General features: G+C 66.7%; 25 protein-coding genes. 7 read left to right on the top strand and 18 right to left on the bottom strand.

Features of this window, described 5'->3' with window-relative positions; translation table 11 throughout:
* The 12 genes from DIE21_RS26975 to DIE21_RS26920 all read right to left on the bottom strand — a co-directional run bounded on the left by DIE21_RS26975 (position 1) and on the right by DIE21_RS26920 (position 13,072).
* A complete protein-coding gene (locus DIE21_RS26975) occupies positions 1 to 1,074 on the bottom strand; it encodes a proline racemase family protein (protein ID WP_124500544.1) in 1,074 nt (357 codons plus the stop codon).
* A 44-nt stretch (positions 1,075 to 1,118) separates the two neighbouring features.
* Positions 1,119 to 2,408 (bottom strand): FAD-binding oxidoreductase, encoded by a 1,290-nt coding sequence (locus DIE21_RS26970; RefSeq protein WP_185642845.1) that lies wholly within the window; start codon positions 2,406 to 2,408, stop codon positions 1,119 to 1,121.
* Positions 2,405 to 3,421: a 4-hydroxyproline epimerase gene (locus DIE21_RS26965; RefSeq protein WP_124500543.1), complete on the bottom strand. Its 1,017-nt coding sequence runs from the start codon at positions 3,419 to 3,421 to the stop codon at positions 2,405 to 2,407. The genes DIE21_RS26970 and DIE21_RS26965 overlap by 4 nt, the downstream gene beginning before the upstream one ends.
* 63 nt (positions 3,422 to 3,484) lie before the next feature.
* Complete coding sequence (locus DIE21_RS26960) at positions 3,485 to 4,363, bottom strand: dihydrodipicolinate synthase family protein (RefSeq protein ID WP_124500542.1); 879 nt, start codon at positions 4,361 to 4,363, stop codon at positions 3,485 to 3,487.
* 34 nt (positions 4,364 to 4,397) lie between these two features.
* The gene (locus DIE21_RS26955; protein ID WP_124500541.1) at positions 4,398 to 5,063 is read right to left on the bottom strand and encodes an amino acid ABC transporter permease; all 666 of its coding nucleotides are present in this window, start codon (positions 5,061 to 5,063) and stop codon (positions 4,398 to 4,400) included.
* A gap of 10 nt (positions 5,064 to 5,073) precedes the next feature.
* The gene (locus tag DIE21_RS26950) at positions 5,074 to 5,745 is read right to left on the bottom strand and encodes an amino acid ABC transporter permease (protein ID WP_124500540.1); all 672 of its coding nucleotides are present in this window, start codon (positions 5,743 to 5,745) and stop codon (positions 5,074 to 5,076) included.
* 10 nt (positions 5,746 to 5,755) lie between these two features.
* Positions 5,756 to 6,595 (bottom strand): amino acid ABC transporter ATP-binding protein, encoded by an 840-nt coding sequence (locus DIE21_RS26945; protein WP_124500539.1) that lies wholly within the window; start codon positions 6,593 to 6,595, stop codon positions 5,756 to 5,758.
* A gap of 99 nt (positions 6,596 to 6,694) precedes the next feature.
* Positions 6,695 to 7,528 carry an ABC transporter substrate-binding protein gene (locus tag DIE21_RS26940; RefSeq protein WP_124500538.1) on the bottom strand — a complete coding sequence of 278 codons (834 nt, stop codon included), beginning with the start codon at positions 7,526 to 7,528 and terminating at the stop codon, positions 6,695 to 6,697.
* A gap of 388 nt (positions 7,529 to 7,916) precedes the next feature.
* Positions 7,917 to 10,283: a DNA polymerase II gene (locus DIE21_RS26935; RefSeq protein WP_124500537.1), complete on the bottom strand. Its 2,367-nt coding sequence runs from the start codon at positions 10,281 to 10,283 to the stop codon at positions 7,917 to 7,919.
* Positions 10,280 to 10,666, bottom strand: a complete 387-nt coding sequence (locus DIE21_RS26930) for a hypothetical protein (protein ID WP_260426791.1) — start codon at positions 10,664 to 10,666, stop codon at positions 10,280 to 10,282. Before DIE21_RS26930 ends, DIE21_RS26935 begins: the two co-directional genes overlap by 4 nt.
* A 31-nt stretch (positions 10,667 to 10,697) precedes the next feature.
* Positions 10,698 to 12,344, bottom strand: a complete 1,647-nt coding sequence (locus tag DIE21_RS26925) for an EAL domain-containing protein (protein WP_124500536.1) — start codon at positions 12,342 to 12,344, stop codon at positions 10,698 to 10,700.
* Positions 12,345 to 12,766: 422 nt separating this feature from the next.
* The gene (locus DIE21_RS26920; RefSeq protein WP_124500595.1) at positions 12,767 to 13,072 is read right to left on the bottom strand and encodes a hypothetical protein; all 306 of its coding nucleotides are present in this window, start codon (positions 13,070 to 13,072) and stop codon (positions 12,767 to 12,769) included.
* 193 nt (positions 13,073 to 13,265) lie between these two features.
* Between DIE21_RS26920 and DIE21_RS26910 the strand changes: the two genes are divergently transcribed.
* Positions 13,266 to 13,559 carry a hypothetical protein gene (locus DIE21_RS26910; RefSeq protein ID WP_260432551.1) on the top strand — a complete coding sequence of 98 codons (294 nt, stop codon included), beginning with the start codon at positions 13,266 to 13,268 and terminating at the stop codon, positions 13,557 to 13,559.
* Positions 13,560 to 13,813: 254 nt separating this feature from the next.
* Positions 13,814 to 14,095, top strand: coding sequence for a transcriptional regulator (locus tag DIE21_RS26905; protein ID WP_124500535.1), 282 nt, complete (start codon positions 13,814 to 13,816; stop codon positions 14,093 to 14,095).
* Positions 14,096 to 14,114: 19 nt separating this feature from the next.
* On the opposite strand, the gene DIE21_RS26900 is transcribed toward DIE21_RS26905, so the two are convergent.
* From DIE21_RS26900 to DIE21_RS26890, 3 genes are all read right to left on the bottom strand, one after another.
* Positions 14,115 to 15,728, bottom strand: a complete 1,614-nt coding sequence (locus tag DIE21_RS26900) for a histidine-type phosphatase (protein ID WP_124500534.1) — start codon at positions 15,726 to 15,728, stop codon at positions 14,115 to 14,117.
* A gap of 185 nt (positions 15,729 to 15,913) precedes the next feature.
* Positions 15,914 to 16,348, bottom strand: coding sequence for a phosphatase (locus tag DIE21_RS26895; RefSeq protein ID WP_124500533.1), 435 nt, complete (start codon positions 16,346 to 16,348; stop codon positions 15,914 to 15,916).
* Positions 16,349 to 16,664: 316 nt separating this feature from the next.
* On the bottom strand, positions 16,665 to 18,023 hold the full coding sequence (locus tag DIE21_RS26890; protein WP_124500532.1) for an NAD(P)/FAD-dependent oxidoreductase: 1,359 nt from the start codon (positions 18,021 to 18,023) through the stop codon (positions 16,665 to 16,667).
* A 100-nt stretch (positions 18,024 to 18,123) separates the two neighbouring features.
* Between DIE21_RS26890 and DIE21_RS26885 the strand changes: the two genes are divergently transcribed.
* Positions 18,124 to 19,077, top strand: a complete 954-nt coding sequence (locus DIE21_RS26885) for a LysR family transcriptional regulator (RefSeq protein ID WP_124500531.1) — start codon at positions 18,124 to 18,126, stop codon at positions 19,075 to 19,077.
* Positions 19,078 to 19,115: 38 nt separating this feature from the next.
* On the opposite strand, the gene DIE21_RS26880 is transcribed toward DIE21_RS26885, so the two are convergent.
* Positions 19,116 to 19,313, bottom strand: a complete 198-nt coding sequence (locus tag DIE21_RS26880) for a hypothetical protein (protein ID WP_124500530.1) — start codon at positions 19,311 to 19,313, stop codon at positions 19,116 to 19,118.
* A 191-nt stretch (positions 19,314 to 19,504) separates the two neighbouring features.
* Here DIE21_RS26880 and DIE21_RS26875 point away from each other — a divergent pair, with 191 nt between their 5' ends.
* The 3 genes from DIE21_RS26875 (at position 19,505) to DIE21_RS26865 (ending at position 22,578) form a co-directional block, all read left to right on the top strand.
* Positions 19,505 to 20,422 (top strand): AraC family transcriptional regulator, encoded by a 918-nt coding sequence (locus tag DIE21_RS26875; RefSeq protein WP_124500529.1) that lies wholly within the window; start codon positions 19,505 to 19,507, stop codon positions 20,420 to 20,422.
* Between the two features lie 821 nt (positions 20,423 to 21,243).
* Positions 21,244 to 21,435, top strand: a complete 192-nt coding sequence (locus DIE21_RS37575; RefSeq protein ID WP_221622399.1) for a hypothetical protein — start codon at positions 21,244 to 21,246, stop codon at positions 21,433 to 21,435.
* 255 nt (positions 21,436 to 21,690) lie between these two features.
* Positions 21,691 to 22,578, top strand: coding sequence for an NAD(P)H-binding protein (locus tag DIE21_RS26865; RefSeq protein WP_124500528.1), 888 nt, complete (start codon positions 21,691 to 21,693; stop codon positions 22,576 to 22,578).
* A 34-nt stretch (positions 22,579 to 22,612) separates the two neighbouring features.
* Here DIE21_RS26865 and DIE21_RS26860 read toward each other — a convergent pair whose 3' ends face one another.
* Entirely contained in the window at positions 22,613 to 23,815 is a 1,203-nt protein-coding gene (locus tag DIE21_RS26860; protein ID WP_124500527.1) for a benzoate/H(+) symporter BenE family transporter, read from the bottom strand.
* Positions 23,816 to 24,036: 221 nt separating this feature from the next.
* Entirely contained in the window at positions 24,037 to 25,062 is a 1,026-nt protein-coding gene (locus DIE21_RS26855; RefSeq protein WP_124500526.1) for a fatty acid desaturase, read from the bottom strand.
* A 305-nt stretch (positions 25,063 to 25,367) separates the two neighbouring features.
* On the opposite strand from DIE21_RS26855, the gene DIE21_RS26850 reads away from it, so the two are divergent.
* On the top strand, positions 25,368 to 26,192 hold the full coding sequence (locus DIE21_RS26850) for a phosphate/phosphite/phosphonate ABC transporter substrate-binding protein (protein WP_124500525.1): 825 nt from the start codon (positions 25,368 to 25,370) through the stop codon (positions 26,190 to 26,192).
* Positions 26,193 to 26,334: the final 142 nt, after the last annotated feature.

Here is a 26,334-nt window from a genome sequence, read left to right as displayed (position 1 = left end):
TCAGTTCGGTGTCGGTTTGCGCGATTTGATGAGTTTGTCGTCCACGGCTTCGAGCCAGGTGTCCGCTACCGTGAAGCCAGTTTGAAACCGGTCGGTCGGGTCCACGCCGACCTGCGAGATGGCAGTGATCCAGGCTTGTCCAGACACGACAGGTACGACAGCGACATAGTCGCCAACCCGTGTCGTCGATGCGATGCGGCTCTCGAATCTCGACCCGATGATCGACTCGTGAACGAAGGTCTCACCGACGTCGATCGAGCCGCGCGCGTGCAGCACGGCGAGACGCGCGGAGGTTCCCGTACCGCACGGGGAGCGATCACAGCGCCCTGGAGAAACGATTGTTGCGTTGCGCGAGAAGAGCTTGCCATCTTCTCGTGTCAAAGGACCGGTGAACTGTGTGTTCGTGACGCCCTTGATGAGCGGATTGATGGGATGAGAAAAAGCGAGCTGTTCGACGGCGGCAGCCTTGATTTTCTGGCCCAGCTCACATAGCTCCCGTGCTTCGTCCGGCGTGATTCCGAATCCGAGAGACTTCGCGTCGACGATCGCAAAGGTCATGCCTCCATATGCGATATCCAGCTTCACGCTGCCGACACCCGACACGTCCACATAGGCATCGAGATGGGCTGCGAAGGCGGGCTGGTTCGTGAACTCCACCCGCGTCACCTTTCCATTGGAACACTCGCACCTTACATGGATTAGACCGGCTGGCGCTTCCAGCATGAGTTCAGTGACGGGCTCTTCCATTTTCAGCACGCCAGTTTCGAGCAGTACCGTTGCGACGCACATCGTGTTCGAGCCGGACATCGCGACATATTCGGTGGACTCACCGATCACATAGCCCATCTGCGCACGCGGGTCGCATGCCGGCAGAATAAAATTGATGTTGTGATTGACCGTGCCACGAGGCTCGAACAGGCAGATCTTGCGCAATGCGTCCCCGTGTTCCTCCAGATACATCATCTTGTCGAACATGGTATTTCCTGGCACGTCGACCAGACCACCTGTGACCACGTTGCCGACCTCACCTTCGGCGTGGCAGCCTACCATCGTGAGCGTTCTGTTCCAGCGCATGGTATTTCCCGTTACTAGTCGTGTATGGAACGCCGCCCGTCGCCTCAGAACCGATAGGCGCTGAATGGCGACAGGTCCTGCCGCGTCGGGCGGCCGGCGACGAGGTCGCCGACCAGGCGGCCCGTGGTTGCGCCGAGCGTGAGGCCGAGCTGGCCGTGGCCGAATGCCATGATCACGTTCGGCAGCCGCTTCGAGCGGTCGATCACCGGTTTCGTGTCGGGCAGGAACGGCCGATAGCCGACGCCGTATTCGACGCGTGTGGTCTGCAGTTCCGGCAGGATCCGTCGGGCCTTCTCCAGGATGATGTCCGCGCGCCGGAAGTTCGGCGCCGCATTGCGACCCGCGAACTCGATGGTGCCGCCGATCTGCAGCCCGCGCGTCATCGGGCTGAAGCAGAAGCCGCCGTCCGCGTAGATGACGGAGTGACGGAATTCGACGCCCGGGTCGGTCACGAGCGCCTGGTAGCCGGCGATGCCTTCGAGCGGCACGCGTACGCCGAGCTGCCCGAAGAACTGCCGCGAACCGGTGCCGGCCGCGACGACCACGTGATCGGCCGCGACGCGCTCGCCGTTCGCGAGCGTCACGCCGGTCGCGCGCCCGTCGGCCTCGTCGATGCGTGCGGCGTTCGCGCGGATGCGGCGTCCGCCTTGCGCCTCGAAGCTGGCCGTCAGCGCGGCGATGAAGCCTTCGGTATCGTTGACCGCGCGCCAGTCGGGAAACAGCAGCCCGTGCCGGAACCGGCCGGCGAGCACCGGTTCGAGATCGCCGATGTCCGCGGCCGTCAGCCGCTGCGATGCGAAGCCGAGCGACTGCCGCAACTCGAGATGCGGCTGTTCGTGCGCGATGCCGGCCGGATCGTCGAACACTTCGAGCACCGGGCGCTGCCCCAGCAGCGCGCGGTCGCCGCACGCATCGAGCAGCGGCGCATAGTCGGGGTAGACGTCGTGCGTCAGCGTGGCCATTGCCTGCGCGATCGACACGATCTTCGCGTGGCGGGCCGATGCGACGAACCGGAAGAACCACGGCAGGATGCCGGGCAGCGCGCCGGGCCGCAGCGCGAGCGGCCCGTTCTGGTCCAGCAGCCAGCGCGGCACCTTCATCAGGATGCCGGGCTTCGACAGCGGAATGACCTCGCTGACCGCCATCTGCCCGCAGCTCCATTTCGCGGTGCTGTCGCCGGGGGCGGCCGGATCGATCAGCGTGACGGCATGGCCGTCGCGCTGCAGATAGAGCGCGCAGCACACGCCGACGATCCCGCCGCCGATCACGACGGCCGTTGCCTCGCGCGCGGTGTCCGGTGCCGCAGGCGCGGGTTGTCGCGGAATCGCGTTCAATTGACGAACTCCTGCAGGCTGAAGCCGTGCGCATAAGGCTGGGACGAATCGACGCGATACTGCGCGCGCCCGGTGACCCACGCGCGTCCTTCGATGCTCGGCCGCACCGCGTCGAGCCCGCTGTCGAGGCGCGTGACCGATTCCACGCGGCCGATGAAGCGGCTGCCGATCAGGCTTTCGTGACAATACGCTTCGCCGGCCTTCAGCCAGCCGCGCGCGAAGCGCTGCGCGACGCGTGCGGAGCTGCCGGTGCCGCAAGGCGAACGGTCGACGAGGCTGTCGCCGGCGATCACCACCGCGCGCCCGTCTGCATCGTCCGCGATCGGCTTGCCCGTCCACATGCAGTGCCGCACGCCGCGAATCGCCGGATGATCGGGATGCACGACGTCGAGCGCCGCGTTGACCGCAAGCTGCACGTCACGACCCCACGCCAGCAGCGCGTCCGGCGTGAAATGCTCGCAGCCGGGGAAGTTCGGCTGGACCTCGACGATCGGATAGAAGTTGCCGCCGTACGCGATATCGACGGCCAGCGTGCCGAGCGCGGGAATCTCGATCTCGACGTCGCGCGCGAGCAGGAAGCTTGGCACGTTGGTGAAGCGCACCGACGTCACGCGTGCGCCGTCCATCTCGTAGCGCGCGACGATCTGCCCGGCCGGCACGTCGACGGTGACCGTGCCCGGCTGCTTCGGCACGACGAGGCGTTCCTCGATCGCGAACGCGATCGAGCCGATCGTCGCGTGACCGCACATCGGCAGGCAGCCCGACGTCTCGATGAACAGCAGGCTGAAATCGGCGTCGTCGCTGACCGGCGGATAGAAGATCGTGCCCGACATGTGCGCATGGCCGCGCGGCTCCAGCATCAGCGTGCGGCGCACCCAGTCGTGATGCGCGACGAAATCCTCGCGGCGCGCGTTCATCGTCGCGCCCCGCAGCGTCGGCGCGCCGTCGATCACCATGCGCACCGGCATGCCCTCGGTATGGCCTTCGATGCAGGTAAAGCTGTGAATCGTCATGTTGAGGTTCCTCGGTCGGCGTACCGGCGCCGTCTGGCGCCGGTACGGATGTGCACGACGTCCTTACGCCTGCGACGCCTCGAAGATCGCGCGGAACTCCGCCTTCTCGTCGTCGGTCAGCGGCTGCAGCGGCATGCGTGCGTTGCCGACCTTGAAGCCGGCCAGTTCGCAGCCGTACTTCACCTTCTGGATGAACTTGCCCGACTCCATGCTCGCCATCACCGGGAACAGCGAGCGCATCACATTCTGCGCGCCCGCGATGTCGCCGGCCGAGAATTTGTCATAGAAGCTCACGACTTGTTTCGCAAAGCAGTTCGCCGGCCCGCAGATCCAGCTCGTCGCGCCCCACAGGAAGAAGTCGAGCGCCTGGTCGTCGGAGCCGCACGACAGCTGATAGTGGTCGCGGTACTTGCCGCCGATCTCGATCGCGCGCAGCAGGTTGCCGCTGCTTTCCTTGATGCCGATCACGCGCGGATGATCCTTGAACGCGTCGAGCACGCCGAAGCCGACCTCGACGTTCGTGCGCACCGGGTAGTTGTACAGGATCACGTTCACGTCGGTCACCGCCGCGAGAATCGCGTCGTAGTGCCCGATCAGTTCGTCCTGCGACGGCAGCGCGTAGTACGGCGGCGCGATCAGGATGTTCGTGTAGCCGGCATCGCGCGCCTGGCGGACCTGCTCGATCACCTCGCGCGTCGACGAGCCGTTCGCGCCGGCGATCAGCGTGCCGCGGCTGCCGACCACTTCGCGCACGGTCTTCATCACCGCGCGGCGCTCGTCGTTCGTGAGCGCGTAGTATTCGCCGGTTGAACCGAGCGGAACGAAACCGCTGACGCCCGCGGCGAGCTGAAATTCGAGGATCGACGCGAGCGTGTCGTGATCGACCGCGCCCGATGCATCGAACGGCGTGACGAGGGCGGGCAGAATGCCTTTCAGTTGCATGAGATTTCTCCGGCTTGGGTGAGAGCGTTGCGAGTTAATAGGCATAGCGCCTGAGCATCCTGGACTCCACTACGCCGACCAGGCGGGTCAGCGGAAAGGCGACGAGGAAATAGATGACGGCGACGGTCGTCAGGAACTCGACGGGCCGTGCGGTGCTGTTCGACACGTTCTGGCCGACGAACATCAGGTCGGCGATCCCCACCGACGAAATGAGCGCGCTCTCCTTGAACAGGCTCACGACGTTCGACAGCAGCGGCGGGATCGCGCGCAGCAGCGCCTGCGGAAAGATCACGTAGACGATCTTCACGTGCGGCGACAGGCTGAGCGCGATGCACGCGTCGTGCTGCTCGCCGGCGATCGACTTCAGCGAACCGCGAAACGTCTCGCTCGTGATCGCGGCCATGTACAGCGTCAGCGAGATCAGCACCGACAGGTACGGCGGGATCGGCAGGCGCAGCACGACCGGGAAGCAGAAGAACACCCAGAACAGCTGGATCAGCAGCGGCGTGCCGCGGAAGAATTCGACGAACGCGGTGACCGGCCCGCGCAGCCAGCGCGACGGCGACATCCGCAAGAGGCTCAGCACGAAGCCGAGCAGGCTGCCGACGAGCGCGCACGTGACGGTGAACGCAAGCGTCAGCCCGAGGCCTTTCGCGAGCACGAGCCAGTACGGCCAGACGACGGCAAAATCGAGATTCACGACGGGCTCCTCAGCGCTGGACGGCGACGTCCTGGCGGCGCTCGATGACATGGACGAGTTTCGCGATCGGCAGCGACAGCGCGAAATACACGAGTGCGACGACCGAGTAGGTTTCGAGCGGCCGGTACGCTTCGGTCGCGATGCTCTTCGCGACGTACATCAGGTCGGCCACCGCGACGATCGCCACCAGCGCGCTTTGCTGCAGGCTGCCGATGCCGTTCGTCAGCAGCACCGGCATCGCGCTGCGCAGCGCCTGCGGCAGCACGACGAAGATCGTGCGTTGCCACGGCCGCAGGCCGAGCGCCACCGCGGCGTCGAGATGCTCCTTCGGCACCGCCTGCACGCCGGCGCGGTAGGCTTCCGCGTTGAACGCCGTGAGGTTCAGGCCGAGCGCGAGCACGCCCATCGCGACCGGGTCGATGAACACGTCGACCATCATCGGGATGCAGTAGAAGAACCAGACGATCTGCAGCAGCGCGGGCGTGCAGCGGAAGAATTCGATGAAGAGCTGGGCCGGCCAGCGCACGATCGCCCAGCGGCTCATCGCGAGCAGGCACAGCAGGAAGCCGAGTACGAGGCCCATCGCGTTCGCGGCGACGGCCAGCACGACGGTGATCTTCAGCCCGTCGATGAGCGCGCCGAGGCTGCCGGCGAGGAAGCTGAAATCGAAGTGATAGTTCATGGCTTCGGCCTCAGTCGAGATGCAGGACTTTCTCGAGGAATTCCCGCGTGCGCGCTTCCTTCGGACACTTGAAGATCTGGTCCGGCGCGCCTTCCTCGACGATCTTGCCGTTCGCGCAGAACACGACGCGCGTCGCGATGTCCCGCGCGAAGTGCATGTCGTGCGTGACGATGATCATCGCCATCTTCTGCTCGGCGAGCTGCAGCATCACGTTCTGGACTTCGACGACCATCTCCGGATCGAGCGCGGACGTCACTTCGTCGAACAGCATCAGCTTCGGTTCGAGCATCAGCGCGCGGGCGATCGCCACGCGCTGCTTCTGGCCGCCGGAGAGCTGGCTCGGATATGCATGCAGCTTGCTTTCGAGGCCGAGACGCGCGAGATACGTGCGCGCGCGCCCGGTCGCTTCCGCCTTCGACAGCCCGCCGACGCGCACCGGCGCGAGAATCAGGTTGCCGAGCACCGACAGGTGCGGAAACAGCGTGTAGTGCTGGAACACCATGCCGACCTGCTTCTGCAGCTTCGCGTCGATGCGCCATCCGCCGCGCGCATCGCCGCCGCGGATGTACGACGCGCCCTGGAACGCGATCTCGCCGCGCTGGATCCCTTCCAGTCCCATCATCACGCGCAGCAGCGAGCTCTTGCCGCTGCCGCTCGGGCCGATGATCACGAGCCGGTCGTCGGCGCGCATGTCGAGGCTCATGCCGTCCATCACGACGAGGTTCGGGCCGTATGCCTTGTGCACGTCGCGCAGCCGCACGAACTCGCCGTCCGGTGCGGACGTGGGCAAGCGCGTGGTCGAAAGGGGATGCATGGCCGACCTGACGGCCGTCGTTTGAGGCGACAACATGACAGTCTCTCCAGCGGCGCCCGGCATCGGCGCGCAAAGTGCGAATCGGAAAATCGGCGCCCGGCGGCGTTCCGCCGGGCTCGTCGGTGCGACCGGTGCTTACTTGCCCGGGGCCAGCATGGCCTGTACGGAAGTCTTGATGAGACGGTTCACCGCGCCCGACCTGACCTGCTGCGAGAGGTAGTCATTGAGGACGTCGAGGTCGGCCTTGGGCGTGTCCTTGCGCAGGCCGAACGCCACTTCCTGCTGCGCGAGCGGCGGCGCGGGGTTGAAGCTGGCCGCCCAGTCAGGGTGCGCTTCCGTCAGCAGCATGTTGGTGATGTTCGCGTCGGCGAGCAGGTCGGCGCGCTTCGAGATCAGCGACAGGCGCGTCTCGTCGTTGCCCGGCAGCCGCATGATCCGCGCCTGCTTCAGTTCGGCCGAGATCGCCTTGTCCTGCGACGTGCCCGACATCACCGCGACCGTGACGTTCGGCTTGTCGATGTCGGCGAGCGAGCGCAGGTTCTTCGCGATCTTCGGGTTGTTCCTGTTGTAGACGAACGAGACGTTGTAGTCGGTCGCCGGCGCGGAGAACGCGACGGCTTTTTCACGCTCGGGCGTGTCGTTCAGCGCGAGCGACAGGTCCCATTTGTCCGATTGCAGGCCGGCCACGATGTTGTCCCAGCTCGTGTCGACGAATTCGACCTTCACCTTCAGCACGTTCTGCCCGAAGTCGCGGCACAGATCCGAGAAGAAGCCGCTGTAGGTGCCCGTCTTCGGGTCGCGCATCACGTAAGGGGGCGCGACCGCGGCGCCGCAGCGCAGTACGCCGGCCTTCTTCACGGCGGCCCAGGCGTCGGGCCCGGCGGCGTATGACGGGGCGGCCGCGATGAGCGATGCCGCGGCCACGGTGCACGCGGCGATTTGACGGGTGAAACGAGACAGTCGATTCATGGTGACCTCACTTGAGATGGGTAAACCCGCATGCCTGCTGTTTTCTACACACATCGATGTGTGTTTTATTGTGTGCAGCGTTGTGTGCATATTAGAAGGGCAAAAATCGGCGTGTCAACGAGAAGTTGCGCTGTGGGTGGTCGGGTTTTCCCGATGCGCGTGGGGGCGCCGCGGGAAGGCGAACGGAGAAGGGCTGCACGACGCGGGGCCGGGGCGGCTACGCGAAGTGGGGACAGGAAAGATCAGGGGATGGCAGCGGCCGGTTCAACGGGGGCGCGAGAATGCCGATGAGTGCGGGTGTGCCGCGGGGAGAGAACGGGTTGCGAAGCGGTTGCGAGCACAACCGCATGACGGAATGGGCGAGCACGATGTCGCCGCGCCGTCGGTCTCAGAACAATTGACCTTGCCCCGAAATCACGCGCTCGAAATCGTCGCGCAGGAACGGCAGGATCGCGTCGGCGACCGGCTGCAACTGGCGGCTCACATAGAACGCGTAGTCGATCGGCGAGCGCATCGTCTCGAGCGGCTCGGGGCCGGCCGTCGTCATCACGTAGCTGATCCAGCCGCCGCGCTGGTACTGCAGCGGCCGGCCGCGCGCCTGGTTGAATTCGTCCGCGATCCGCGCGGCGCGCACATGCGGCGGCACGTTGCGTTGATATTCGCTCAAGGGCCGGCGCACGCGCTTGCGATAGACGAGTTGCGCGTCGTATTCGCCGTCGAGTGTGCGTTGCACGTAGTCGCGAATGAAGTCCTGGTACGGCTCGCGCTTGAACACGCGCCGGTAGAGCTCGCGCTGGAACGCCTGCGCGAGCGGCGTCCAGTCGGTGCGCACGGTTTCGAGCCCCTTGAACACGAGGTCCTCGCCGCCATTCGCGGCGCGCGCGAGGCCCGCGTAGCGCTTCTTGCTGCCTTCCTCCGCACCGCGCACCGTCGGCATCAGGAAGCGGCGGTAATGTCGCTCGTACTGCAGTTCGAGCGCGCTTTCCAGCCCGAAGCGATCGCGCAGGTGCGCTTGCCACCAGCGGTTCACGTGCTCGACGAGCGTGCGGCCCTTGGCTGATGCTGCATCGTCGTCGTGCTCGCGTCCGAGCCACACGAAGGTCGAATCGGTGTCGCCGTAGATGACTTCGTAGCCCTGCGCCTCGATCAACTCGCGGGTGCGATGCATGATCTCGTGGCCGCGCATCGTGATCGACGACGCGAGGCGCGGATCGAAGAACCGGCAGCCCGTCGAGCCGAGCACGCCGTAGAACGAATTCATGATGATCTTCAGCGCCTGCGACAGCGGCGCGTTGCGCTGGCGTTTCGCTTCGTCGCGGCCTTCGGACACGCGCTGCACGATGTCGGGCAGGCAATGCGCGGTGCGCGAGAAGCGCGCGCCGAGAAAGCCGGGCACCGACGTGTCGTCGCCCGGGTGCGCGAGCCCTTCGATCAGCCCGGCCGGATCGATCAGGAACGTGCGGATGATCGACGGATAGAGGCTCTTGTAGTCGAACACGAGCACCGAGTCGTACAGGCCGGGCCGCGAATCCATCACGAAGCCGCCCGGGCTGTTCTGGCCCGTCACGTCGCCGAGGTTCGGCGCGACGTAGCCGAGCCGGTGCATGCGCGGCAGGTACAGGTGCGTGAACGCAGCGACCGAGCCGCCGGTGCGATCGGCCGCGAGGCCCGTGACGGTCGCGCGTTCGAGCGCGAAGGACAGCAGGTCGGCCTTGTCGAAGATGCGCGTGACGAGTTCGCAGTCCTTCAGGTTGTAGTGCGCGAGCGCGGGCTTGTCGTGATCGAAGCGGCGCTGGATCTCGTCCATCCGCTGATACGGGTTGTCGATCGACTTGCCTTCGCCGAGCAGCGACTGCGACACGTATTCGAGGCTGAACGACGGGAACGTCCACGTCGCCGACTTCAGCATGTCGATGCCGTCGAGGATCAGGCGGCCGGCCGCGCCCGCGAAGAAGTGGTCGGGCTGTTGACCATGCGCGCGCCACTCGAGCACACTGCCGCCGCGCCCGAGCTTCAGCGGCACGCCGTGTTGCTCCGCGTGCGCATGCAGGATGCGCAGGTCGAACTGCACGAGGTTCCAGCCGATCACCGCATCGGGATCGTGCGCGTCGAACCAGTCGTTGAGCCGCGTGAGCATCTCGGCCCGGCTGTCGCAGTAGTCGAGGCGGAAGTCGGCGGCCGGCGCGTCGCCGTTGGGCGGGCCGAGCATGTAGACCTGCCGCTGTCCGCAGCCTTCGAGCGCGATTGAGTACAGCTCGCCATGGATGCTGGTCTCGATGTCGAGCGACACGCAGCGCAGCACCGGCCGGTAGCCGGTCGCCGGTTTCAGTTCGCCGTCGGTCAGCGTGCCGTCACGGCCGGCCGTGCCGCGAAACAGCACGGGCGCCGTGATGAAGCGCTCCATCGTGTAGCGGTCGGGTGGCTGGATGTCGGCTTCGTAGACGTCGACACCGGCCGCGGCGAGGCGTTTCTGGAGCCCGGACAGGTGGCGGTAGCGGCGGCAATAGAGGCCGACGACTGCGCGCTGGCGGAAGTCGCGCAGCGCGAGCGGGCGCAGCTCGGCATCGCGTTCGCCGGCCAGCGCGCGTTCGGCGAGCGCCTGCTGCCCGGCCGGCAAGAATGCGACGGCTTCCTGCGGGCGCAGCCGCACGCGGCGCGGACCGTGTTCGGTTGCCAGCCAGAACTCGATCTCGATGCCGGACGCGGTGTCCCGCCAGTGGCGGGTGAGGATGAAACCCTGCTCGAACGCCGTCAAAACGCTTGCTCGTCGTGGATGCCCAGGCGGCGGATTTTAGCGCCTCTCGCGCGGTTCCCGCCGAAGGCGGCGCCGCTGGCATCAGGTGGCAGGAAGCCGCCGGTCGACCCGCCACGCGGTGCGCGCCGCGTCGACCGGCCGCAGCAGTCAGCGGTGCGCGATGACCGGTGGCGCTTCCGCGTCACATATTCGTCTACCTGGAGCTCGAGCGCGTCGTCCTCCAGCGGCGACCGCGTCGCCGTCGCGCCCGAGCCGTCGGCACATTCGATCACCGCGGGGTGCGGCGTCGCGAGTCGCGCCGGCATGTCTTCAGCCGTCACGATACTGCCGGGATACCGATGCGAATGCCCGGCGCGCCGCAGGATCGCAGTGGACGTGCCCATCGTCATGGCGTGCCGCGGCGGCGGCCGACACCTAAGCCGGCATCGATGCGAAATCCCGCTTCAGGTGTTCCGGCCGCTGCGGCCGCTGATACAGGTAGCCCTGCGCATACTGGATCCCGACCGCATGCAGCGCGCGATGCTGCTCTTCCGTCTCCACGCCCTCGGCAATGATCTTCAGGTCGTAGTGGTGCGCGAGCGCTGCGATCCCTTCGATCAGCTTCGCATTGCCGGTCGTCAGTTGCGCGATGAACTGGCGATCGATTTTCACGTAGTCGAACGGAAAACGCGACAGCATGTCGAGATTGCTGTGATGCGTGCCGAAGTCGTCGATCGCGAACTTCGCGCCCTTCGCGCGCAGCGCGGCGAACATCTCGGTCGTGCGCGCATTCTTTTCGAGCAGGATGCGCTCGGTCACTTCGAGCACCAGCGTGAAGCCCGGCGGAAGCCGGCGGATCGTGTCTTCGACGACGGACACGAAGCGCGCGCGTTCGAGATCCTTCGGCGCGATGTTGATCGCGATGCGCAGCGGCATCGACGGCGTGAGCGCGGTCAGTTCCGACACGGCGGTCCGCAGCACGAATTCGGTCACCTTCGGCAGCATCGCGGTCGATTCGACCTGCGGCACGAACACGGCCGGGCTGATCGCTCCCCATTTCGGATGATGCCAGCGCAGCAACGCCTCGACGCCCACGGTCCTGCGCGAGTCGACGTCGACGATCGGCTGGTACACGACGTGGAACTCCTTGCGGTTCAGCGCGTTGCGCACGGCCTTCAGCAGCAGCCGGCGCGGCGCCATCGCGAGCAGGTAGGCGGCCGCGACGAGGCCGTTCACCAGCAGCGCGATCGTCACGCAGATCAGCCGGTACTGCCGATGCACCTGCGAGACGTAGGCTTGCGACGAGGTGACGGAAACCCTGAAGGGCCAGGTGCTCGACGCGATCGCGCTGCCCGCCGCGGGGGCCGTGCCGAATGGCGGCACGAACGCGCCATGCTGATCGAGGCCGCCCGCGCCCTCGACCGACAGCGTGGCCGTTTCCGCGCCGAACCGGGTACCGTGTGCGAGCATGTCCGCCAGATAGTCGCCTTCGACCAGATAAAGGACGCCCGATTGGGGCGCGGTCGCGCGAAACGCCGCCAGCACCGGAACGCGATGCTGAAACGGCGTCTGCTGAAGCAGCGCGATGGCCGTCATCCCCGGTTCCGGCGCCTGCAGGTACGCGTCGAGCGAGACGTCGATCGGACCGAGCGCCGACGAGCATGTGACGCGACCGTTGTTGGCCAGCCCGACGGCGCGAAGATAACGCAGGTGAGTGCCTACTTCGGCAAGTGTCCGGAAGATCGTCGTGCAGGGCCGTCCGACCAGCGCGTTCAACTCGTCCGGGTGCCGCGAGCGAATCCCGTCAAGGATGTGATTGACCGAGACCACGATGTCGTTCGCGACGACGCGTTCGCGCCGGGCAATCGATTCGCGCGCGAGGCGATCGGCGATGACGAACGCCAGCACGAGCACAAGCACGCAGATGATCAGGGCAACGGACAAGATGATGTGTGGCCACACCCCGCCGCGCTGGAATGCGGGCTTCGGGCCCGGCGCGGGCGTGGAGGTGCCTCGGGTCGCATTTGTTGTTGTACGCATGGGTATGCAGGTCGAACCGTTCGATGGATAGACGCGGAGCATGCGCCGTGCCTGGCCGGGGCACGGTAATTCGCGCCGAAAGCGGCGCGCTGGTCGATTCTACGCTTGCGAATCGCATCCGGTGGCATCGCGGCGGAATCGCCTGGGGGCGACGCGTTGCTCCATGCATGCATGACTGCGCATGCAGGTTGGATCGCGCGCCCGAAAAGAGCCCCGGCCGCATCGGAGTGCGGCCGGGACAGAAGACACCGTCTCTTGGCACGAGGATGGTGCGCGGCAAGTATATGACGTGACGCGCGATTACGAAATATCGTGAGTCAACAAATGGAACAATTTTGCGATTGATGCTCGACAGGAAATATTTGCGTGGCGCGTCACGTCCGGCGATCCGGGGGCCGGATCGCCGTGAACGAGGTCCATCCCGCGGGTTTTTCGGCACGTGTGCAGGCTGGGACGGGCGCGCTTCAGAAGTCGTCGCGCATCTTGTGGAGCAGGTCGCGGGGCGATTGATGCGTGTCCACGGCGGTGAGGACGTCGGTCAGGAACCAAGGCAGGTTCAGTTGCGTGTCCGAATCGCCGACGCACACGCGGATCGGCGGGGCCTTCGGCACCGCGCGGGAGCCGGGCGCCGTGCCGGCGGACGCGGACGGCGAGGACGGTACGCAATTCCTCGCTTGCTGCGGAACCGGCGACACGGTACTACCGGCGAGCGCCGGCAAGCTGGCGGCGGCAAGCAGGATCAGGAGGGCGAACGGGGTGGCGCGTTTCATGTGAATCTCCGGCGATGCATGTTCGACACCGCCGGCGAATCCGAGTTCGAGATCGTCGGTCCGCCGCAGTTCGGCGAGCAGCGCGCTCGCCTGCCGCTCCATCCTCCGCGGCAGCGCATCGTCGGTCTGGCGCAGCGGCTGCGCGAGCAGGCGCGCGGCGTCCTTCGGACAGGGAGTCAGGAACTACGGCGGCGTGCTGATCATCTTCGACGGGATGTTCGGCACATACGTCGAGGAAACGGAGCCGGTCGACTACGGCATCACGCAGCAGATCCGTTCGTACAACTTCCTGGTGCTGAATCTCCATGAATTCGTCGACATGTGGCGCGACGTGCTCGCGCCGGGGACGCTCGGGCGGCGGCTGCGGCATCTGTGGATGCCGCCCGAGCGGGCGCGGCCGGGGCATCGGCCGATCCATCCGTGGACGGTCGAGCGGAACGGGGGGAAGGACGGTGTCGCGGCCGACGCGATCGAACGCGGGGCGTGACGGACCTCACACGCCGGATCGATCGTTCAAACGTCAAGAATCGTTTGAATCACCCGTCAAATGCTTGCGATGTGGAATACGCTCATTTATCGTGCCGCCACGACCGCGCCGACACGGCGCGTCAAGCCGGATCGCAAGGAGCATTCGTCATTACCGCATTCAATCGTCGCACGCATCTTCGTGCCTTTCTCGTGGCATCGGTCGCCTGTCTCAACCTGTCGCAGCCTGCGTCGGCTGCCTACACGGAATCGTGGATGAGCGACCACGACGTCAAGGCGTACGCACAGCAGGTCAAGCATCCGCCTGGGGCGGCGCACAGTGCGACGGCCGCGAAGCCGGGGCAGCAACCCGTTCGTTCGCCGTCGAAGGCGCCGGCCGCGGCGCATGCCGACGCGAAACCCGTGTCGAAGGCACACGCGACGCCCGCGGAGGCCCGCAAGGTTCAACATGTGGTCGGCGCCGATCCGAAGGTGCACGCCGCAGCGAAGCCGAAGGCCGCGCGGGCGGCACGCACGAGCGCAGCAATTCCGCATTGACGCGGTACGCCGTGGCGTGTCACGGATACCCGTAACAGCGCTTCAATCCCGCGTAATCGTAGTAGTGGCTCGCCGGTGCGATCTTCGCGCCGTCGCACGCGGCCTGGAAATCCGTCTCGCGCTCGTTGTACAGCATCTTCACGATGAGCCGCGAGCCGTTGCGATACACGTCCCATTGCATGTTCGCGGCCATCGGCGACACCTGATCGCCGCGCCACGGGTTGTTCGCATACGTGTAGGTCTGCGCCTGCGGCGTGGGCACGAACACGTTCTTCAGGTTCATGATCGACGCGAACGGAATCACGATTTCCGCATGCGTGAAGCGCAGCTTCGCGGCGCGCGTCAGGTCGCCGCGCGCGATCGCGTCGACCTCGTTGAAGAAATCGTCCTGCAGCACCTGCGCCATCCGGTACGTGACCGGGTTCGCTTCCTGGATGCCGGGCCCCTTCTGGTAATAGTCCTCCGCGTCCTGCAGATACGCGAGCGTCCGCGCCTGCTCGGCGCCGATGTATTTCTCCAGCGTGACGCCGCCCGTTTCGGCCGTCATCGCGGGCGCGACCTGCAGCAGGTTGTACAGCACGTTCACCGCATCGACGGCCGATGCGATCTTCGTCTTGCCATCGCCCTTCAGCGTATTGGTGAACTTACCGTCCGGCGACGTGAACGCGTAGGTCCCCGTGTTCGCGAACGTATAGCCGTCTGAACCGAGCTTCGCGACGAAGGCCTGCGACACCAGCGCGGACAGCACCGTTTGCGCGACCTCCGCGACCTGTGGCGACGCCTTGATCGTCTTCAGCTTGTCCGCGACCGTCGCATCGCTCGAATAGGCCTGGTATGCCTGGCTCGCCTGATAGGTCGCGTAATACGGGGCGGACGGATCGGTCACGAGATCGGTGGCCGGCTTCAGCGAGTGGAAATACAGCAGGAAGCGGTTGGTGCCGGCGGGCTGCGCGACCGGCGTGCTCGCGGGATAGCCGGACGGCGCGGCCGGCAGCGTGATCGCGGCGGCGAGCGCCGGCTGCGCGGCGACGAGCGCGGCGGAGAAGTAGGTCGAACTGTCGACCGCGCGGTCCTGCCCCGAGTTGACGACGACGATCTGCCGGCCGCCCGACGCGAACAGTGCCGGCAACCGCTGCGCGAGCCGCGCGGCGAGCTGCTGGTGTTCGTGGATGCCGGTCTGCGTGAGATTGCCATAGCCGGGCGTCGAAATCCCTTGCACGCCGTAGCCGAGCAGTGCATTGGCCTTCATCATCGCGTACGTGTCGGCCTTCAGCTGCGCGCCGAGCGCCGACAGCGCGCCGTCCGCCTCGGCCTTGACCAGCATCGCGTGAATCGCACCGTCGTACTTGAAGCCCGACAGTCCGCGCGAGCCGTGCCGCGCGACGAGTCCGGTGTAGACGGGTGCGTAGCCGGCGGGCGGCGCTTCGTAGGTCGCCGCGTCCTGCTGCGGACGATACGGCGTCTTCGTCTGGTAGTAGGTCGCGGGTGTCGGCGTCGGTGTCGGTTGCGGTGCCGGCTGCGTGCCGCTGTTGTCCGCCGGCATGGCGGGTGCCGTCGACGTTTCTCCGCCGCATGCGGCGAGCAGCAGGCAGACGAGCGCGACGGCCGAGGCGGTGCGGGTAGGGCGTGTCATCGTGGCTTGAAACGGGCGGGACGAGGCGGGAAGCGCATCATTCCGTCTCCGGGTGGGGTCGGTCGAGCCCGGAAGTGTTGCAAGCAACTTTGACAGCAGAATGTCAGGATTCGGTCGGGCAATCGTCGGCATCGCGCCGGATTGCGACCGGCCGGCACGTGCCGGCCCGGATGCAGGTGCTCAGGTCAGTGCACGCCCGCCGATGCGATCGATCGCACCGTGTCGGTGATGCGCACGCAACGCGACAGGCCGAACGTCTCGGCTTCGCGGCGTTCCGGTTCGCTGCTCGCGACGGCCACCGCGCGCTCGGGCGGCACCCCCAGCGCCTGCAGCGCGACATCGAACGGATGCTGGTTTGATATGGAGTCCTGCTGATTGGCGTCGGTCACGACGACCGAGAAGCGGTCGAGGTTCGCACGGCCGAACTGGCCTTCGAACATGTCGCTGAGCCGGGCGGCCGGCAGCGTCGTGACGAGACCGAGTCGATATCCTTGCTCCGATGCGCTGTCGAGCCACTGGATGATCGCATCGCGCTGGTTGCGCGATTCGTGCGAATCCGGTGTCGCTTCGATCTGCGCGAATGCGGCGTCGAGACGGGTGACGATGGCTTCGATGACCACGGTGATTCCTCTCCTGAGACGTGACGATCCGTTCGCGGACGGGAATGCCACACACCTTAGCGTCGATCCGGAATAGGCGACCAATTAATATTTATATCCGACTCATACGATTCGACTAATGAATCGGGCGGCGAGCCATGACTGGCATGGGAGGCCTGCGATGCGATGTTCTCCGCAAGATTCGCCTCGCATCGACGCACTTCAACGTGATGCACCAAACGTGCGCATGCGTCGAATGCACCGGATGCGTGCATCTGAGAAAACGGCGTATCGGGCGATGTGGGCTCGATACGCCGTCTTGCGATGCCGTCGTCGATCAGTGCAGCTTGATCGACGGTTGGTTGCGGCTTTGCAGCCAGTGGCTCAGCGACTGGAACAGCGTGCGCTTCAGTCCGTACACGCTGAACAGATGCTTGCGATACAGGAACTTGTACAGCCCGATCGCGGCGAGCCCGTCGACGATCAGCGAACGCGAACGCACGCCGAGATCGGCCTGATACACGGCGCCGGCCCGGCCGAGCGACACGACGGTGCCCGCGTCGCGGAACGTGAAGCCCGCCACCGGCTTGCCGGCGAGGCGCCGCGCGAGCGCCTCGCCCAGGTACACGGCCTGCTGGTGCGCGACCTGCGCGCGCGGCGGCAGGAAGCCGCTCGCATCGGCCGACGGGCACGCGGCGCAGTCGCCGAACGCGTACACGTGCGGATCGTCGGGCGTCTGCAGCGTATCGGTCACGATCACCTGGTTCGACCGGTTGAGCGCGATGTCGCCGAGTTCCCGCAGGATCGCGGGGCCCGCGACGCCGGCCGCCCAGATCGTGATGTCGCTCGCGAGCCGTTCGCCGGTCGCGGTCGTGACCGCGTCCGCGCCGACTTCCGCGACGCGCGTCTGCGTCAGCACGTCGACGTTCAGCGTGCGCAGTTGCGCGTGCATCCTGGCCGACAGCCTTTCGTCGAGCGCCGGCAGGATGCGCGGGCCGCCTTCGATCAGCCGGATGTGCACGTCGCGTGCGGACACCAGCGCCTTGAAGCGATACGTCGTCAGCTGCTGGATCGCATGGCGCAGCGCCGCGGCCAGTTCGACGCCCGTCGCGCCGGCGCCGATCACGTTGATGCAGATCGGTGCCGCGCGCAGCGTCGGCTGCTGCTCGGCCAGGTGGTTCGCCTTCGTGCAGGCGGCAAGGAACTTGCGGCGGAAATCCTCGGCCTGGTCGAGGTTTTCGAGCGGCAACGCGTGGCGCGCGGCGCCCGGCACGTTGAAGAAGTTCGTCACGCTGCCGACGGCCAGCACGAGATCGTCGTAGCCAAGCTCGCGCTGCGGCAGGATCTCCGTGCCGTCCGCGTCCTGCACCGCGGCGATCGTCGCCGTGCGTGCCGCGCGATCGACCCGCTGCAGCGCGCCCTGCACGAAGCGGAAGCCGTGACGCTTCGCCTGTGCCGCGTATTCGATCGTGTGCGAGGCCGGATCGCGATGGCCGGATGCGGCTTCGTGCAAGAGCGGCTTCCAGAAGTGCGTCGGGTAGCGGTCGACGAGCACGACGTCGGCTTGGCCGCGGCGGCCGACCGTGTCGCCGAGGCGCGTGGCGAGCTGCAGGCCGCCGGCGCCGCCGCCGACGATCACGATGCGCGGCACGCGCGGTGCGCGATCCGTTGCAAGGGTAGGCGTGATGTTGTCCATGTTGTGGCTCCCGCTGATGACGATTCGGATGACATTGCTCAAGAACCGACGATATAGTTTTGAACCTGCTCAAACAATTTAATGTTTATAAGCGACTCATATGTATTCACTTATAGGTAAGACCGCGACGTTCCGGCAGTTGAAGGCGCTGGACATGATTGCGCGGCTCGGCAGCGTGTCGCGCGCGGCCGAGGAGCTGAACCTGACGCAGCCGGCCGTGTCGCTGCAGGTTCGCCTGCTCGAGGAGGCGGTGGGCGCCGCATTGCTGCAGCGGGTGGGGCGCGGCGTGCAGCTGACCGCGGCCGGCGAGATCGTGTCGCGCTATGCGCGTGAGATCCTGCATCTGTGGAGCGAGGCCGGCGACGAAGTGGCCGCGCTGACGGGCGATCTCGGCGGCACGCTGCGGATCGGCGCGATCACGACGGCCGAGTACCTGATCCCGCCGCTGCTGGTCAAGTTCACCGCGACGCGTCCGCACGTGAAGACGTATTTCAAGGTCGGCAACCGCGACGACATCATCCGCATGCTCGCGACGCATGAAATCGATCTCGCGGTCATGGGCAGCGCGCCCAAGGAACTGCGCACGCACGCGGTCGAGTTCGCGAAGCATCCGATGGTGTTCGTCGCGGCGCCCGGGCATCCGCTGATGCAGCGCAAGCGCGTCGCGCTGAAGGATCTCGAATCCGCGCACCTGCTCGTGCGCGAGCGCGGCGCGGGCACGCGTTCCACGGTCGAGAGCCTGTTCAAGACGTCCGGCCACCGCTTCCATGTGGGCTCCGAACTGTCGAGCAACGAGGCGATCAAGCAAATGGCCGAAGCGGGGCTCGGCGTCGCGTTCCTGTCGTTGCACGCGTGTGCACTCGAGCTGCGCACGGGGCTGCTCGGGCAACTGCCGTTTCCGGGCAATCCGATCGTGCGCGAGTGGTACGTGATCACGCTTGCCGACCGCCGGATCTCACAGGTGACGGGGCTGTTTCGCGACTTCCTGATCAAGCAGGGCGCGCCGGTGATCGACGGCGCGACGGTGGCGCCGCACGAGCGGCGGCGCAAGTAGGTGGACGAGGGCGGGCCGGGCGTCGTGCGTGTCGACCGTCAGACGATCCCGAAGTCGTCGTTGCTGTCGGGGATCGACGCGAGCAGCCGTTCGAGCCGGTACCAGCCGATCATGCGCAGGCACCATGCGGCGAGGGTGGTCCGGTCGGTGCGGTGAACGGGGCGGGCAGGGCGGCGGGCGGCGCGGGACGGTGAGGCGGGGGGGAGCGCCGCGCGTTGCGGGCAGTAATCGGGCATGACGGTCTCCGTAGGTGTCGGATGAGGCATCGTAAGCAGTGCGGCGCCCGGCGGCGCACACGCACGGATGGGCCGGAGCAGAATCGGATGATCTTTTTCCGCCCGGCGCGGGAATGGCCGGGCAAGCCCGGCAAGCGGCCGGAAAAAACGTCACAATGCGCGTTCGACACCTGATCTGGTGGAGGGGAACCATGAGCGATCCGATTCTCGCCGCGCCGACCGACAACGGCGTGCCGGTCAGCCTGCGCTCAAGCCGCGGGCTCGGGTGGCGCGGCTTCGGCGCGTCGCTGCTGCAGATTCGCGCGGGCACGTACCGGATCCCTGCCGCCGATCATCACCGCATCGGCGTGCATGTCGGCTCGCCCGTGCGCGCGGATTGCGTGTGCGACGGCGAACGCGTGTCGCGCATCCAGGCGCACGGTGACGTCGACGTGATACCCGCCGGCCTGCCGGGCCAGTGGACCGACAGCGCCGACTGCCGGATCCTGCACATCGCGCTCAGCGACACGTTCGTGCGCCGCACGTTCGACCAGCTCGAGCTGAAGCCGTCGCAGGCGCAGATCCGCCGCCGCCTGCAGGTGCGCGATCCGCGGCTGCAGCACATCGCATGGGCGATGGCCGCCGAACTCGAAGCGGAAGACGCGTCGGACCCGCTCTATGCGGAGAGCCTGTGCACGGCGCTCGTCGCGCGGCTGGTCGACAGCCAGCCGGCGTTCCGCGAGCACCGGCGCACGCTTGCGCCGAAGGCGGCGGCGCGCGTGATCGACTATGTCGAGGCCAACCTCGAGCGTCGCATGACACTGGCCGAACTCGCGGCGCTCGTGTCGATCAGCGTGCCGCATTTCAAGGTGCTGTTCCGCGAGACGCTCGGGATGCCGGTGCATCAGTACGTGGTGCGGCGCCGGGTCGAGCGCGCGAAGGCGTTGTTGCTCGAGGGCCGGCTGAGTATCAGCCAGATCGCGCTCGAAGCGGGTTTCGCGCATCAGAGCCACATGGCGAACTGGATGAATCGCGTGCTGGGGGCGACGCCGACGGAGATCGCGCGGGCGGGGGCAAGGGGTGGGCTCAGGCTCGCTTATGACGGCGAGGGCGATGGGAGCGGAGCGTAACCGGGTGGATGCGGCGCGTGAGGTTGCGGTCGCAGTGTTCGATTCGTTGCGTGGCTTATCCCAGTCCGGAACGTAGTAATTCGATCACGTTGTTGGCAGCGGAGCTTCGTCCATTCCACCTCGTTGCGTAGACCAATCACGAACGTGAGCAGGCCGAGGCTACGGGCGTTTTTGTTCTGCGGCCGGGGCGATGAGAGTCAAGACTGACGGGGCCGGGAAATTGGGGGCGGAAAATGAAAAAACCCGCACGGAGCGGGTTTCTTCGATACTATCGTCTGTCCACGGGGGGAGGCTTTCGCCCGCGAATCCCGTAGCTAGTGACGTCGATCGTATCTAAATCCAAGCGTGATGTCAAACAACAAGGATGTCATTGATGCCGTCACCACCGCGCTGTCGCGCCCGCGGATGGCGACGTTCGACGCAGTTGCACGCCCGGCAGATGACCAAGACATGGCATCACTGCGGCTGTACGCGTGGAACGCAGCCGTGTCAGGGGCGCTGCTGCCCGTGTTGCACGTCTGCGAGGTTGCAGTTCGCAACGCCGTTTCCGATGTGCTCGAAGCCGTGTATGGACCGCGATGGCCCTGGTCGCCTGGTTTCGAACGAAGCCTTCCACGGTCACGAGCGGGATACAGTCAGTGGAATGACCTCACGTCCGCTCGACAGGGGGTGACGACCGTAGGAAAGGTGATCCCGGAACTTAAGTTCGTGTTTTGGCAGAAGATGTTCACGTTCGTAACGATACCCGTCTTTGGGATCCCCACTTGCGCCGGGTATTTCCGAATCTCGACTCGAGCATTTCGGTGGCAGCACATCGGCAGATGATCTACGGTCAGCTTGAAGACATTCGGAAACTGCGCAACCGCATCGCCCATCACGAACCGATCTTTACTCGCAATCTGTTGCAGGACTACTCGACGATCATGTCGCTGGTTCACCATCGCTGCAACCTGACGGCGATGTGGGTCAGCCAATCGCAAATAGTGCTGGCCACGATCAAGGCGAAACCGTAGAGCGTTTTTTTACCTGCTTGAGCGTCAGTCGCTGGCTTCCCGGCCGGCACCACTCATGGCAGTCGGCGGCAATCGTTCCGATAAATAGAAGTCGAAATTATGCTGCCATCAATTGCGATGATGCGAGGCTTGTCATCGTGGGTGTGTCAGCACCTGCATCCCGTCATCCTTTCCTGTCCGCTTCATCCATCCCTGTGCGCCGTCCTGGCCGCGAGTGCCGACAATCACGATAACTTCATCCCCCAGGAGCGGATCGTGTTCGTGATCTTCGGAGCATCAGGCAACGTCGGACTGTCGACTGTAACGGCCCTGCGCCAGGCAGGCCATCCCGTGCGCGCGGTGCTGCGCGACGCACGCCGGCGCGAACGCTTCGCGCAGCTTGGCTGCGACGTCGCGATCGCCGACCTGATGGACGCCCGTGCGGTCGCCGCGGCGATCGATGGCGCGCAAGCCGTGCAGATGCTGTGTCCGGTGCCCGTCACCGACAGCGACCCGGCCGCGACGATGGAGCGGACGATCGACATCGTGACCGGCGCACTCGCCGCGCATCCGCCGCCGGCGCTGCTCGCGCTGTCGGACTACGGGGCGGAGCGCGACGGCAACACGGGCATCACGCGGCTCTTTCATCGCCTGGAAGAAAGGTTGAACACGGTGCCGACGCGGCTCACGCTGCTGCGCTCGTCCGAGCACCTGCAGAACTGGACGCGCGTGCTGCCGGTCGCGCTCGCAACCGGCGTGCTGCCGAGCTTTCATCATCCGGTCGACAAGGTGTTTCCGACGGTCTGGGCGCCCGACGTGGGTGTCGCGGCGGCACGGCTGCTGCTCGATTCCGCCGAAACCGGCAACGGGCCGCGTATCGTCAGCATCGAAGGGCCGCGGCGTGTGAGCGTGCGGGACATCGCGGAGATGCTCGGCGCGGCGGCGGACCACGAAATCGTCGCGCGCGAACTGCCGCGCGACGCATGGACCGCGACGCTGTTGCGCGCGGGGCTCAGCGAACGTCATGCGCAGTTGATCGTCGACCTGTACGACGTGCACAACGCGGGGCAGATCGACGTCGAGGCCGGCGTGTCGGAGCGCGTGTACGGCACGACGACACCGGCGGATGCGCTTGCCGCGCTGGTGCGCGAACACGCGCGTTGAGCGACGCGGCGGCGGAAAGGGCACGCGATGCGCGTCACGCCTGCTGCCGCACCCTGCTCAACACCGCATACGCGACCGACCCGATCACGATCCCCCAGAACGCGGAGCCGAGCCCGAGCCACGTCATCCCCGATGCGGTCGCGAGGAACGTGATCACCGACGCTTCGCGATGATCCTCGTCCTCGAAGATCCCGTGCACGTTTGCACCGATCGCGCCGATCAGCGCGAGCCCCGCGAGGATCGCGACGAAGGCTTGCGGCAGCGCGAAGAACAGCGTGACGATCGTCCCCGCGAAGAGCCCGCCGATCAGGTAGATCATGCCGTTCGCGATGCCGGCGATATAGCGCCGGTCCGGATCCTCGTGCGAGTCCTTGCCGGTGCACAGCGCCGCGGTGATCGCCGCGACGACGATCGTGATCCCGCCGAAGCACGCGACGACGAGCGACATCACGCCGGTCGCCGTGATGATCGGCCGCGCGCTCGTGTGATAGCCCGACACGCGCAGGATCGTCATCCCCGGCAGGAACTGGCCGGTGAGACTGACGACGACGAGCGGCAGCGCGAGGCTGAGCGTGGTGCCGAGCGTCCATTCGGGCGTGATGAAGATCGGCCGCGCGATGCTCGGCGACACGTTGCCGAGCTGGGCCATGCCGAGCAGCGTCGCGAGCGCGGCGCCCGTCAGCAGCACGAGCACGATGCTGTAGCGCGGCAGCAGGCGCTTGAAGATCACGTACGCCGCGATCATCCCGAACCCGAGCACCGGCTGTGCGGTCGCGGCGGAGAACGCGTGCATGCCGAACGGCAGCAGGATGCCGGCCATCATCCCGCAGGCGATGCCGCGCGGAATATGCCGCACGAGCCGGTCGAAATAGCCGGTGATGCCGATCACGAGGATGATCAGCGCGGCCGTGATGTACGCGCCGACGGCCTGGTTCAGCGTCAGCTGCGGAAAGAGGCCGACGAGCAGCGCGGTGCCGGGCGCCGACCATGCGGTCACGACCGGCACCTTCAGCTTCCAGCTCGCGAACAGCCCCGAGATGCCCGCGCCGATCGAGATCGCCCAGACCCACGACGTCACCATCGCGTTGGACGCGTGCGCGGCCTGCGACGCCTGGAAGAAGATCGCGAGCGGGCCCGCGTAGGAAATCAGTACCGCGAGAAAGCCCGCGGTGATCGCGGAGACGGACCAGTCGTGGCCGATCGAGCGGAGCGCGCCGGGCGAGGTGTTCGGTTGCATCGTCGTAGGGGAGTGCGGCCCGCGGCCGGGAGGCTGGGTCGGGGCGAATGATTGTTGGAAGCCCCGGACGAGCCGTCATTCTGGGCATTGCCGACGGAATTGGCAATTCGCCGATGCTGATCGGTGTTGTCGGCTTTTCGTAAGGGAGGCGTGCCGCGGCGGCCTTGCGCGTGCGTCGCCGTATCGGGCGGCTTCACGGCGAAGCGCGGCCCAATCGAGCGCTACGTACTGATCTGGAGATACCCGTCCACCGCGGCGACCTTCGCGCCGCTGCCCATCGACAGCGACGTCGTCCCCTGGTCGAACGGATGCACGGGCGTGTCGGTCGGCGTCCACGCATGGCGCGCCAGCAGTTCGCGATACCCGCCGCGGATCACGAAGCCGCCGCATTTTTCCGCATACGCGTCGCGCCGCATCCGGTACGCGTGCGGCAGGTCGTACCACGGCAGCTTCGGCAGGTCGTGATGCACGAGGTGATAGTTGTTGTTCAGGTACAGCAGACGCATCGCGAAGCCGGCCTCGTTGATCACGATGCGCGCCTTCGGATGCCGCGCGGCGCGATGCTCGAAGAGCGAGCGGATCATCGCGATCGACAGCGCGGGCCACGTGACCACGAGCAGGTAGTACCACCACGGCACGCCGATCGCCCACTGCAGCCATGCGAGCAGCGCGGCCACGCAGGCAGCGTGCGTGATCCACATCCGCAGATAGCGGAAGTCGCCGCGCCGGAATGCGTCGAACGCGCCGGCCAACATCGCGGCGACGCTCGTCGGCGGCCCGACCACGAGACGTCCGGCGAAGGTGGTGCGCGCAACCGTCAGCGCGCGCCGCCAGCGCGGCAGGCGCGCCCACTGCTCGCGCGACACGTAGTTCGTTTCCGGGTCGACACCCGGCACGGTCAGGTCCTCGTCGCGGTGATGATCGAGGTGCGTGTCGCGATAGAGCGTGTACGGATACCAGATCGTCAACGGCGGATAGCCGAGCAGCCGGTTCACGATCGCGGAGCGCGTCGGATGGCCGTGCAGCAGTTCATGCTGTAGCGACATGTGCCACGCGCCGAGCAGGATCAGCGGCGGCGTCGCGGCCGCGAGCGGCAGGCGCTCGGCACGCACGAGCAGCAGCACGGCGAGCCAGCCGCCGTAGATCGCGACGACCAGCAGCCAGGTCGGCCACTCGGTGCGGGCAGTGAAGCGGGCGTCGAGCGTGGCGATCGCGCGAGCGTGGTCGACGTCGAAGTATTCGGCCATGGTGCAGAGGCGGGATGAAGCGCGTGATGCGGGTGATACGGGAAGCGGACGATCGCGCCGGTGCGGGGCACGATGCGAGTGGCCGACGAGCGTCGCGGCTCGCGGCCGGCTGCAACAGCGGCATGCGACGGCGTCGCGACACTGGAACGCTAACCGGGCGGCGTAGTCGGGCCAACCAAGCAATTCGCATTTGCTTATCGCTGCGCGGACGATAAGCATCGGCAGTCTCTGCAGGGACCCGAACCCCGCCGAAATGCAAGCGAACCGGCTTTCTCCGAGGCGTCGCCGATGCGTAGAATGCGCGCATGAGCCCATGGATCGCCGGACTGCCGATGTACAACGTGACGCCGCGCCACGCCGCACTGTGGCGCGCGTTGCTGCGTGATGTACTCGATGCGTTCGCGCGCACGGGCGGGCCTGCCGGCGTCGCGCTGCTCGACGAACCGTTCGGCGACCTGCACGCGCTGTGGCGGCGCAACGACCTGCTGTTGTCGCAAACGTGCGGCTATCCGTACCGGATGCTCGGATTGCGCAATGCCGTGCACCTGGTCGCGACACCGGCCTTCGATGTGCCCGGCTGCAACGGCGCGCGCTACAGCAGCGTGCTGGTCGTGTCCGCGCGCGCGCAGGCGGGCGGCGCGACGACGCTCGCTGCCTGCCGCGGCTTGCGGGCCGCCTTCAACGGCGAGGATTCGCACAGCGGGATGAACGCGTTCCGGCATGCGGTCGCGCCGCATGCGCATGACGGGCGATTCTTCGGTTCGGTCACGTCGTTCGGCTCACATCTGAACGTGCTGCGTGCGCTGGCGGCCGGCGAAGCCGATTGCGCGGCGATCGACTGCGTGACGTTCGCGTATGTGCGCGATGCGCTGCCCGGGTTGTTGAACGAGATCCGGATCGTCGGGATGACGGCGTCGGCGCCGGGGTTGCCGTTCATTGTGTCGAAGGCGTTGGAAGGAGGGCTCGTGGGAGCGTTGCGGGATGCGCTCGATCACGCGGTCGCGGTTGATCCGGAACGGGCGCGGATGCTGAGACTGAAGGGATTCGAACGGCTGGTGCCGGGCGATTACGATGCCATTGCCGAGTTCGCGCGGGAGGCCGCCGCGCGCGGCTATCCGGAACTGGCGTGATGCGCGGGTAGTGCAGCGCGGCGGGGGGGGGGGGGGGGGGGGGGCGCCCGGGGGGGCGCGCGGGGGGGGGGGGGGGGGGGGCAGGACCGCCAGCGGGGGGGGGAGGAGGAACGTCAGATAGCGCAGGCGCGCGGCGGGCGGC

The organism is Burkholderia sp. Bp9140 (assembly GCF_003853425.1).
Classification (GTDB): Bacteria; Pseudomonadota; Gammaproteobacteria; order Burkholderiales; family Burkholderiaceae; genus Burkholderia.
This window is presented reverse-complemented; position numbering and strand designations above follow the sequence as displayed.